Origin of the sequence: Streptomyces smaragdinus, assembly GCF_009604385.1 — a bacterium.
Classification (GTDB): domain Bacteria; phylum Actinomycetota; class Actinomycetes; order Streptomycetales; family Streptomycetaceae; genus Streptomyces; species Streptomyces smaragdinus.
The window spans coordinates 1-1,331 of sequence record NZ_WEGJ01000099.1 but is presented as its reverse complement, the minus strand read 5'-3'; the positions used below and the strand labels follow the sequence as shown (position 1 = coordinate 1,331).

The following is a 1,331-nucleotide window of genomic DNA, read 5'->3' as shown; positions in this document are numbered from 1 at the left end:
TGAACCGTTCCGGGTTTGGTGGAGACTCGAACACGTGTAAGGATTCGAGTCATGGCACGATCTTCCTCCTACCCGCCTGAGCTGCGCCGACGTGCGGTGCGTATGGTCGCCGAGGTCCTGGGTGACTACGACAGTGAGTCCGCCGCCCTGAAGGCGGTCGCCTCGAAGCTGGGCATCGGCTCCACCGAGACGCTGCGCAAGTGGGTGCGGCAGGACCAGGTCGACTCCGGCCGCCGACCGGGAACAACAACGGAGGAGTCCGCCCAGCTCAAGGCGCTGAAGAAGGAGAACGCCGAGTTGAAGCGGGCGAACGAGATCCTGAAGGCAGCGGCGTCTTTCTTCGCGGCCGAGATCGACCGGCCACAGACACGCTCGTAGCGTTCGTCGACGAGTACCGGGGCCGCTTCGGCGGTGTCGATCCGATCTGCCGCGTGCTGACCGAGCACGACTGCAAGATCGCCCCCTCCACCTACTACGCCCACAAACAGCGCCTCGCCGCCCCGTCCGCCCGGACCCTGCGCGACGCCGGACTGAAGGAACTGATCGAAGAGGTCTACGACACCAACTACCGCGTCTACGGGGCGCGGAAGATCTGGCGGGAGCTGAACCGCCGCGGACATGCGGTGGCCCGCTGCACCGTCGAGCGGCTGATGCGCGAGCTGGGCATCGCCGGCGCCGTCCGCGGCAGAAAGGTGATCACCACGATCCCGGACGGGCAGGCGGCACGGGCGCCGGACCGCGTCGAGCGCGACTTCGTCGCCGCCGCCCCGAACCGCTGCTGGGTCGCGGACTTCACGCACGTGGCGACCTGGGCAGGGGTGGTCTACGTCGCCTTCGTCGTGGACACCTTCTCGCGGCGCATCGTCGGCTGGTCCGCGGCGACGTCGAAGGAGACCCGGCTGGTACTGGACGCGCTCGAGATGGCGCTGTGGCAACGCGACCGCGACGAACACCCCCACATCCCGGGCGAGCTGATCCACCACAGCGACGCGGGCAGCCAGTACACCAGCTTCAAACTGGCCGAACACCTGGACGCCGCCGGCATCGCGGCCTCGATCGGCTCCGTCGGCGACGCCTACGACAACGCGCTGATGGAGAGCACGATCGGCCTGTTCAAAACCGAACTGATCAAGCCCCAGCGGCCCTGGAAGACACTCTCCCAGGTCGAGCTGGCCACCGCCGAGTGGGTCGACTGGTACTGCCACCGACGCCTGCACGGTGAGATAGGCCACGTCCCGCCCGTCGAGTACGAGAACACCTACTACCTGACAGCCACGAAACCGCAGGTCACAACCACCAACTGAGCTCTCTACCGAACCCGGAACGGTTCA

General features: G+C 67.0%; 1 protein-coding gene. It reads left to right on the top strand.

From position 1 onward, the window contains the following. The first annotated feature begins 51 nt into the window (after positions 1-51). A protein-coding gene (locus SRB5_RS35735) for an IS3 family transposase (RefSeq protein ID WP_153458030.1) occupies positions 52-1,304 on the top strand; the annotation gives its coding sequence in 2 pieces (ribosomal slippage) (positions 52-334 and positions 334-1,304; 1,254 coding nt in all). Positions 1,305-1,331: the final 27 nt, after the last annotated feature.